This window comes from Collinsella sp. AF11-11 (genome assembly GCF_003465485.1).
Lineage (GTDB): Bacteria > Actinomycetota > Coriobacteriia > Coriobacteriales > Coriobacteriaceae > Collinsella.
The window spans coordinates 1-9,398 of sequence record NZ_QSAS01000025.1; the positions used below are offsets into that span (position 1 = coordinate 1).

7 protein-coding genes are annotated in these 9,398 nt (G+C 62.1%); 3 read left to right on the top strand and 4 right to left on the bottom strand.

Annotated features, from left to right (window positions below):
* A partial coding sequence (locus DWV58_RS10055) for a hypothetical protein (RefSeq protein ID WP_233540558.1) occupies window positions 1-203 on the bottom strand: 203 nt, incomplete at its 3' end.
* Window positions 204-299: 96 nt separating this feature from the next.
* Between DWV58_RS10055 and DWV58_RS09470 the strand changes: the two genes are divergently transcribed.
* From DWV58_RS09470 to DWV58_RS09480, 3 genes are all read left to right on the top strand, one after another.
* On the top strand, window positions 300-1,280 hold the full coding sequence (locus tag DWV58_RS09470) for an EamA family transporter (RefSeq protein WP_117773939.1): 981 nt from the start codon (window positions 300-302) through the stop codon (window positions 1,278-1,280).
* Window positions 1,281-1,401: 121 nt separating this feature from the next.
* Window positions 1,402-2,832: a 6-phospho-beta-glucosidase gene (locus DWV58_RS09475; protein WP_117776921.1), complete on the top strand. Its 1,431-nt coding sequence runs from the start codon at window positions 1,402-1,404 to the stop codon at window positions 2,830-2,832.
* A 31-nt stretch (window positions 2,833-2,863) separates the two neighbouring features.
* Window positions 2,864-4,312 carry a PTS transporter subunit EIIC gene (locus tag DWV58_RS09480; protein WP_117773940.1) on the top strand — a complete coding sequence of 483 codons (1,449 nt, stop codon included), beginning with the start codon at window positions 2,864-2,866 and terminating at the stop codon, window positions 4,310-4,312.
* Window positions 4,313-4,487: 175 nt separating this feature from the next.
* Here DWV58_RS09480 and DWV58_RS10115 read toward each other — a convergent pair whose 3' ends face one another.
* The 3 genes from DWV58_RS10115 to ppk1 all read right to left on the bottom strand — a co-directional run bounded on the left by DWV58_RS10115 (window position 4,488) and on the right by ppk1 (window position 8,817).
* The gene (locus DWV58_RS10115) at window positions 4,488-4,817 is read right to left on the bottom strand and encodes an IS3 family transposase (RefSeq protein ID WP_197032199.1); all 330 of its coding nucleotides are present in this window, start codon (window positions 4,815-4,817) and stop codon (window positions 4,488-4,490) included.
* Between the two features lie 137 nt (window positions 4,818-4,954).
* Entirely contained in the window at window positions 4,955-6,283 is a 1,329-nt protein-coding gene (rlmD, locus tag DWV58_RS09490) for a 23S rRNA (uracil(1939)-C(5))-methyltransferase RlmD (RefSeq protein ID WP_117776922.1), read from the bottom strand.
* Between the two features lie 86 nt (window positions 6,284-6,369).
* Window positions 6,370-8,817, bottom strand: coding sequence for a polyphosphate kinase 1 (gene ppk1, locus DWV58_RS09495; protein WP_233540560.1), 2,448 nt, complete (start codon window positions 8,815-8,817; stop codon window positions 6,370-6,372).
* Window positions 8,818-9,398 lie beyond the last annotated feature (581 nt).

Sequence of the window (9,398 nt, forward strand, 5' to 3'; positions counted from 1 at the left end):
GTGCGGATGAATGTGGGAAGTGTTCGGATGAAGTTGCCAATCAAGGCACTTTTTTCTTCGGTTTTTCTTGACGGAATCTCACCTGTTGTAGTACTTTGTCCCAGTCTAAAAACGCGTGGACTTTTCTGGGCGCTAGCCACCTTTTTGCCACGCAACCGAGCAGTCGGTTGCGTGGCTTTTTTCGTCTTGGCAGCAGGTACCACATGCACCGCCAGAAGACCGCACGAGCCCACCTTCCGACTGCAGGGAACAGACGCACGAGACGCGCATCTGCAAGACAGCAGACGGAAGGGAGCCTAATGGCAGAAACAAACACAATCAAGCAACAGACCGCCGAGGCGGGAGCCGCGGGCACGGGGCAGGTCAAGGCGGCGCTCCAGGTCTTTGCGGGCGGCGCCTGCTACGGCGCGATGGCCACGACCTACAAGCTCGCCTACGCCGCGGGCTTCACCTCAGCGCAGGTGGTGGCGAGCCAGGCGTGGTTCGGCTGCCTCTTCTTCGCCCTCGCCACGCTCGCAGGGCACGCACTCGGGCACCGCTGGCAGCGCGTGGGCTGGAAGCTCGCCCTCAAGCTCATGGGCCTGGGAGCCCTCACCTGCCTCACCTCAATCCTCTACTGCTACGCCATGAGCGTGCTGCCCGCCCCGGTGGCACTCACGCTCCTCTTCCAGTTCACGTGGCTGGGGCTCGTGTGGCAGACCGTCATGACGCGCCGGCCGCCGAGGCTCCTCCAAGTGGCCTCCGCCCTGGTCATCGTCTTCGGAACGGTGTTCGCCAGCGGCGTCTACAAGACCGGCATCACCGGGTACGACCCCGTGGCCCTGCTCTGCGCGCTGGGGGCGGCCGTGTCCTGCTCCCTCTTTGTCACCCTCTCCGGCAAGGTCGAGGCCCCCTGCTCGTCCGAGCAGCGTGGCGTCATCGTGTGCGCGGGCTCCGTGGTCATGTCGCTCACGGTGTGCCCGGACTACGTTGTCTCGGGCGTTCTCGCCCAGGGCATCCTGCCCTTTGCCGTCATCGCCGGCTTCTTTGGCATGCTCTGCCCGGTCTTGCTCTTCGGCATGGGCTCTCCGCACCTGCCCGCGGGTCTCTCCACTGTCATGGCCGCCGCGGAACTCCCCGCCGGCCTGCTCATCGCCATGATCGTCCTCGGCGAGCCGCTCGGCGTCGTCGAGTGGCTGGGCGTTGCCATCATCCTCGCCGGCGTGTGCCTGGCACAGGTCCCCTCCCTGCTTGGAGGCCGGGAGGCACGTCGCGCCGCCGCAGGACAAGCCATCAGCTAGTCACCCCTTCACGGGCGGCCCGCGCGCATCAGGGAAAGGGCCACGGGCCCGGCGCGTGAGGTCGCAAGGACGTTATAAAGCGTCCCCGCAGAGGTGGGGGCGCCAGAGAGAAGGAGGCACCATGCCATTTCCAAAAGGGTTCCTTTGGGGAGGAGCCACCGCTGCTAACCAATGCGAGGGAGGTTATGACGAGGGCGGCCGCGGTCTTGCCAATGTCGACGTCATCCCACACGGGTCGGAGCGCAACGACGTAAGTCGCGGCCTGAGGCGCATGCTCGACTTTGAGCCCGGGTACTACTACCCGGCCCAGACGGGCATCGACTTCTACCACCACTACCGCGAGGACATAGCCCTCTTCGCGGAGATGGGCTTTAAGGTCTTTCGCCTCTCCATCGCCTGGAGCCGCATCTTCCCCAATGGCGACGAGGAGGAGCCCAACGAGGCCGGGCTCGCCTTCTACGAGGACGTGTTCCGCTGCTGCCGCGAGCACAGGATCGAGCCCCTCGTGACCATCACGCACTTCGACTGCCCCATCCACCTCGTCAAGAAGTACGGCGCCTGGCGAAACCGCGCCCTCATCGAGCTCTACAAGCGGCTGGTGAAGGTGCTCTTCAACCGCTACCGCGGCCTCGTGCATTGGTGGATCACGTTCAACGAGATGAACATGATCTTGCACCGTCCCTTCATGGGTGCCGGCATCGTCCTCGAGCCCGGGGAGAATGCCCGCGAGGCCGAGTACCGCGCCGCGCACAACGAGCTCGTGGCGAGCGCCTGGGCCACCAAGATCGCCCACGAGGTCGACCCGGAGAACAAGGTTGGCTGCATGCTCGCCGCGGGAAGCTACTACCCCTACTCCTGTCGTCCCGAGGACGTCCGTGCAGCGCAGGTCAAGAACCAGGAGGACCTCTTCTTCGTGGACGTGCAGGCACGCGGGCACTACCCCGGCTACGCGCTCAAGATGCTCGAGCGCGAGGGCATCGACGTGGGTATGACCGCCGAGGACGAGCGCATCCTTGCGGAGAACACCGTCGACTTCATCTCGTTTAGCTACTACTCCTCGCGCTGTACCGCGGGCGACCCCGATTCCGTGGGCGGCGTCGCCGAGGGCAACGCCTTCGCCGGCGTAGAGAACCCCTACGTGCGCGCGAGCGACTGGGGCTGGGTCATCGACCCGCTGGGGTTCCGCATCACGATCAACGACCTCTGGGACCGCTACCAGAAGCCGCTCTTTGTGGTGGAGAACGGCCTCGGCGCCTATGACGAGGTGCTTCCCGACGGCACGATCGAGGATGACTACCGCATCGCCTACCTGCGCGAGCACATCGAGGCCATGCGCGACGCTATCGAGCAGGACGGCGTCGAGATGCTCGGCTACACCACCTGGGGGCCGATCGACCTCGTGAGCGCGGGCTCCGGCGAGATGGAGAAGCGCTACGGCTTCATCTACGTGGACCGCGACAACCTGGGCAACGGCACGCTCGAGCGCAGGCGCAAGAAGAGCTTCTACTGGTATCAACAGGCCATCGCCACCAACGGAGGCGACCTGGGCTAACCACCCGGGCAATATCACTAAGGAGAAAATAATGGCAGAAAAATACGACGACCTGGCCAGATCCATACTCGAGAACGTAGGCGGCGCCGAGAACGTCGCCAGCGTCGCGCACTGCATCACGCGCGTGCGCTTCAAACTCAAGGACGAGTCCCGCGCCAACACGGCCAAGATCGAGGCCCTCAAGGGCGTCATCCAGGTCATCCAGGCCAACGGCCAGTACCAGGTGGTCGTGGGCAACATCGTCGAGGACGTCTACGACGCGGTCCTGGAGGCCGGCAACTTCTCGGGCGGCGCAAGCGCCGACGACGAGCCCCAGGGCGATAAGACCGTTGCCTCCGCCATCATCGACCTCATCTCTGGCATCTTCCAGCCCATCCTGGGACCGCTTGCCGCCGCAGGCATCATGAAGGGACTGCTTGCCCTCATCACCTACTTCGTCCCGGACTTTGCAAACGACGGCCTCTACACGCTGCTCTACACCGTGGCTGACGGCTTCTTCTACTTCCTTCCCGTCGCCCTGGCGTTCAGTGCCGCGCGCAAGTTCCGCATGAACGAGTTCACCGGTGTGGCAATCGGCGTGGCGCTCCTCTACCCGACGATGGTCGCCCTGACCTCGGGCGAGGCGCTCGGCAGCATCGACCTCGGCGTGGCCGGCACGTTCTCGTGGTACGCCACCGCCCTCGGGATCCCCATCATCATGCCCGTGTCCGGCTACGTGAGCTCGGTGATCCCCGTCCTTCTCATGGTGTGGTTCGGCTCTATCCTTGAGCGCTGGCTCAAGAGCTGGATGCCGGCTGCGCTCAAGATGTTCCTTGTCCCGCTCGCCACGATGACGGTCTCCATCGTCTTGGGCTACCTCATCATCGGCCCGGTGGCCACCCTCATCACCAACCTGCTGAGCGCGGCATTCTCGTTCATCTTCCAGCTCCCCGTGGTTGGTTCCGTCCTGGGCAGCGCCCTGGTTGGCGGACTGTGGATGTGCCTCGTCATCTTTGGCTTCCACTGGAGCCTCATCCCCATCTCCATCATGAATCTGAACACCCTCGGCCACGACAGCGTGCTCGCCGCCACCATCGGCCACGGGTTCGCGCTCGGAGCGGTCATCTTTGCCATGTACCTCAGAAACAAGGACGAGCGCTTCCGCGGCATCGCCCTTCCCGCGATGATCTCCGCCTTCTTCTTCGGCGTCACCGAGCCGGGCATCTACGGCATCGCCCTCCCCAACAAGCGCGCGTTCGTCGTGGCATGCCTGAGCTCCGCCGTGGGCGGCGCCATCGTGGGAATGACTGGCGCTCTCATGTACATCTCGGGCGGCCTCGGCGTCTTCAACCTGCTCAACTTTATCGACGGGACCCCTGGTGGCGCCGGGATCTCCCACATGATCTTCGCGATCATCGCCTCGCTCGTCTCTGCCGTCCTGGCCTTTGTTATCGAGTTCATCACCTACCGGCCCAACGACGATGAGGAAGGCACCCGCTAGCCTGCGCCCTCCTCAATCAGCTCTATGTAATTGAGGGGCAGTTGAGGTGGGTGAGGGCCGAGGGCGATCAAGGTGGCCGCCCTCGGCCCGGGACAACCTGCCAGAAGGCGTTTAGCTTTCTCGGGCGGCGCTGAAATGAACTGCGCCCCGATACTTGGACGGGTCAATTAGCGGCCTATGCCGCACATGGGGACTGATTTCGGAACTCCTCCGGGGTCAGTCCCTTTTGCTTAACCCGCCTCCTCTTGTTCCAGTGAACGGTATAGGCTTCGAGGTCCCGCTTGAACTCCTCGAAGCTCCGCCACGTTCGGCTCCTGTAGAATTCGTCCTTCAGGCGCCCGGGCAGCAGCTCCGTCGCATGAGCTTGCCCTCGCACGCCGCCGGCCCCGGCCGGGTCCGGGCACCCTTCGGCCTCCCGCTGGCCTTCGGCGCGCCCGCACCCCCTGTCGCAAAGCTCTGCTGCAAGAGTCCTCAGCGTGGCGTCGTGCCTGACTCTCCCGTCCATAAAGAAGCCCCCATTTCTAATGTTCAAGAAATGAGGGGCGGTTCAATTTCGGGACGGGGATTAAATAATCATTCGGAGCAAATCTATTTTTATCCCCGTGCCAGAAAAATCATCGGGCGTGGTCTGGGGCAAACAGTCTAGTTGCGCTTGAGGTGGACGACGGTTTCGCAGTGGAAGGTTTGCGGGAACAGATCGACCGGCGTGATCTTGACGGGGGAGAAGGTACCTTCCTCGACAAAGCGCTTAAGGTCGCGTGCCAGGGTGGCGGGGTCGCAGCTCACGTAGGCGACATCGCGAGCGCTCGTGCTGGCGATAAGGTCGATCGCCTCGGGGGCGAGGCCTGCGCGCGGCGGGTCGACCACCAAGACGTCGGCATCCTGGTCGGGGAACTCGCGCACCGCGTCTCCGCCAATGACGTCGACGTTATCAAGCTTGTTGATTTCCAGGTTACGGCGCAGGTCGCGCACGGCCGGGCCGTAGGCCTCGACGGCGGCGACGAAGTCGCAGCGGCGGGCGAGCGGCAGGGTAAAGGTTCCGGCGCCGCAGTACAGGTCCACGGCAAGCTCGTCTTCTTGCGGGTCGAGCGCTTCCATGACAAGCTCGATCAAAATCTCAGCACCCTTGGTGTTGACTTGGAAAAAAGACGGGGCAGACAAGCGCATCTGGCCTTCGGCGATATTCTCGGTCCACGAGCCCTCGCCGGCGAGCATCTCTACTTTGGAGACACGGCGGGCTTTCTTTTCGCCCTTGCTCATCACACGCACGATACTCGTGGGATGAGCGGCGTCCGCCAGCACGCGGGAGACCTGCGAGCGCGGAAAGGAACCTGTGGGCGTCCAAAGCGCGACCTCGAGCGCCTTGGTGCGACGCGAAGCGCGAATGCCCACGCGCTCCAGACCCAGGTCGTGGCTGCCGCTCAGATAGTTGAGCGCGCCGACGACTGACTTAAGTGCCTTGGGAAAACGCTTGTCGAACAGCGGGCACGAATCGACGGTCACGATTTTGCTGGGGTCGACACCGTGCATGCCAAGGCGCACGCGACCGTTGACGACGGTCGGCTCCAGCTCGATTTTATTGCGGTAGCCCCAGTCGTCCTTGGTATGGCGGATGGGCTGTACCAATTCATCCACCTGCTCGGGAGCGAACTTGCCGATGCGCTCGAGCGTGGAGCGCAGGTTTTGCTCCTTGGCGGCGAGCTGTGCCGTGCGTGAGAGATTGCCCCACGAGCAGCCGCCGCAGATGCCCACGAAGGGGCAGGGGGGCTGAATGCGATCGGGGCTCGGCTCCAGAATCTCGGTGGTGCGGGCGCGCATGAACGATTTGCCGTCCTGCACGATCTCGGCCTCGACGGTGTCGCCTGCCACGGCGCCCTGCACAAAGACGGCCTTGCCGTTGTCGGCGTGCGCCAGCCCGTCGGCGCCGTAGGTCATCGATTCTATAGTGAGCTTCATATTCCTGCCTGTCATTCGCGGTCTTGTCCGCAACCATGGTAGCAGGGAAAAGCGCCCCGTATCTGGGGCATTCCTCAAATACGGGGCGCTTCTACAAACGTCTATTTCGTCTTGCCGGTAATGAGCGTCTTGAGTCCTAGGCCGATTAGGCCCAAGCCCATGCGCACGCGACCGGGGCGATGGTGCTCGATGGCTTTGGTCTTGCCGGCGGGTTTCTCGCGGCGGGCGCTTGCATGGGGCGCGGACTTGACGGTCTGCGGCTGAGGCTGGGGCTGGGGCGCAGGCTCGGGTTCGGATTCCAGGTCGGGTTCAATGACGGTTGCCTGGACCTTCTGGACCTTGGGAACGTCCGCCTGGGGCTTGGGCTTGGGGCCCAGAACAGGTGCGGATTCCGGTTTTGCTTTGGCGACGGGCTCCGAAGCCACGGCTGCGGACTCGGCGTTGCGATAAGCGCGCTCCAACAGGAACTCCTGCGAGTTAAAGGGCTTCTCACCCTCTTTTCGCTCTACGGGAACCCAGGTGCCGTCGCTCGTCAGGCTACGTGCCTTCACGTTGTCGCGCAGCTGCACGCCCATGTACTCGTGCACCAGCGCGCGGCAGGTGGGGTCGAGCACGGGGAAGGCGATTTCTACGCGATGCTCGGTGTTGCGCGTCATCATGTCGGCAGAACTCAGGTAGATCATGTCCGAGTCCACGCCGAAGGCATAGACGCGCGCGTGCTCCAAGAAACGTCCGACGATAGAACGTACGTGCACGTTTTCGGTCTTGCCCGCAATGTTGGGCTTCAGGCACGAGATGCCGCGGATGATCATGTCCACGCGCACGCCGGCACACGATGCCTCGGAGATCTTGTCGATGACCTCGCGGTCGGTCAGCGAGTTGAGCTTAAAGAACACGCGGGCGGGCTCGCCGGCGAGCGCACGTTGTATCTCGCGGTCCAGACCGCGCATGATGAGCGGCTTAAGGCCGACGGGCGCCACGCCCAAAAAGCGGTAGTCGCCGCGCAGGTTGCCCAGCGACAGGTTGCGGAAGAACAGGTTGGCGTCTTCGCCGATGCCGGGATGGGCGGTCATGAGCATAAAGTCGCTGTAGAGCTTGGCCGTCTTCTCGTTAAAGTTGCCGGTACCCAAAAGCGTGAGTCGGGTGAGCGCCATACCCTCGCGATAGGTAAGCTGGCAGATCTTTGAGTGGCATTTAAAACCCTCGGAGCCATAGATGACGGTGCAGCCCGCTTCTTCCAGACGCTCTGCCCACTCGATGTTATTTTGCTCGTCAAAGCGCGCGCGGAGCTCCATGAGCACCGTGACCTCTTTGCCGTTCTCGGCGGCGTCGATGAGCGACTCGCACAGGCGGCTCTGCTTGGCCACGCGGTAGAGCGTGATGCGTAGCGAGATGCACTCGGGGTCGTATGCGGCCTCGTGTACCAGGTCCAGGAACGGATTCATGGCCTCGTAGGGGTAAAAGAGCAACTTGTCGCCCTGCAGCACCTGCTCACGAATGGAGCGGGACATGTCGATGGTGGGGTTGGGCTGCGGCTTAAACGGCGTAAAGAGGAGCTCGTTGCGCAGGTGCTCGGGAATTTTGCCCTCGATGCCAAAGACGTAGCCCAGGTCGAGCGGGATATCGCAGGTAAAAACCGAGCGGCGCGAAAGCTCGAGCGCCTTGCGGATGGTCTTGAGCGTCGCCTTCTCGAGCGAACCGGAGACGGCAAGCACCACCGGTTGCAGGCGCAGACGCTTCTTGAGGATGCGCTTCATGTGCTGGCGGTAATCCTCTTCCTCCTCGACGCCCTCGCCGTCCGGGTCGATATCGGCATTGCGGGTGACGCGGATCAGAGCGCGGTCGAGCGGCTTATAGGAGCCAAAGCAGCTGTCCAGGCAGGCGAGAATGACGTCCTCGAGCAAGATGTAGGAGTAGGTGCCGGCGGGCGAGGGGATCTCGACCACGCGGTTCATCGAGGCGGGAATCTCGATAAGGCCCAGCAGACTCTCCTCGTCGGTGACGCCGTCCAAGCCGCAGGCCAGGTAGAGCGCGCCGTTGCGCAGGTTGGGGAAGGGGTGGCGCGGGTCGATCACCAGCGGCGAGATGACCGGCGACACGTAGGCCTGGAAGTAGCGGGTGACAAAGGTGCGCTCCTCGGGCGTAAGCGAATCGATGCGAGCGCGGTGAACGCCCAGGGCGTTGAGTTTGCCCTCGATGTTCTTAAAAATGGACTCCCAACGGGTAAGGAGCCCGGGCAGCTCTGCCATGACGGCATCGACCTGTTCGGAGGCGGTCATATTGCTCTTGTTGTCGACAGGTTGCTTTTTGAGCTCGGCCAGGTCGGACAGGCCACCCACGCGCACCATGAGGAACTCATCGAGGTTTGACTCGAAGATCGAGACGAACTTAAGGCGCTCGAACAGCGGCACGGACTCATCGAAGGCTTCGTCGAGCACACGGTTGTCAAAGCGCAGCCAGCTGAGCTCTCGGTTCTGCGTGTACGAGAAGTCGCGCGGCGGTTTGCGCAGCTTGGCGGCCTTTTGCTTTTTTTCGATTTTGCTCGGCATATTCATCTGTCCGTTCAGTCCCCGCAGGGGACGGTAGCCTAACTCTATTCTCTATTGTCTCAATTTAGTCGACTTGCGGCACGGACGCATTGTGCGAACGGTATCTTTACCTACTTCTAACGCTGACGAGCCGAAGCACTAACGCCCGGTGCTTTGAGTAAGCGATCTATATCCTCACTCAACTGGTGAGAATGTATGAATAAGAATGATAGCAAGCTGAATATAATCGAATGTAGGTCGAATCGAGGGCAAGCGTCATTTATATGCAGAAAACCGTTTTCGCTATGCAATTTTGAATCATGGATAACTTTGAGTGTTTCGTCTTGATTTACTAGAAAAAAATAACGTTTACCTAGGGAAATCTGCTTTACAAAACTGAAGTGCATCATGGGGGAATCATATGCGATATACCGTTCATCGCACTTTGCTGACCGTTCGGGGGCGAGGTGGAATTGCGAGTGGTTTTTGGATATAACTAGAGCTGTCAGCAAGCAGCGTCCCATATGGAGGGGCGCTGATACATTCGGCCAGTAAGGCCCGAAAGAAAGGTAGGAGGCCATGACGAAAGGTCTGCACGTGCC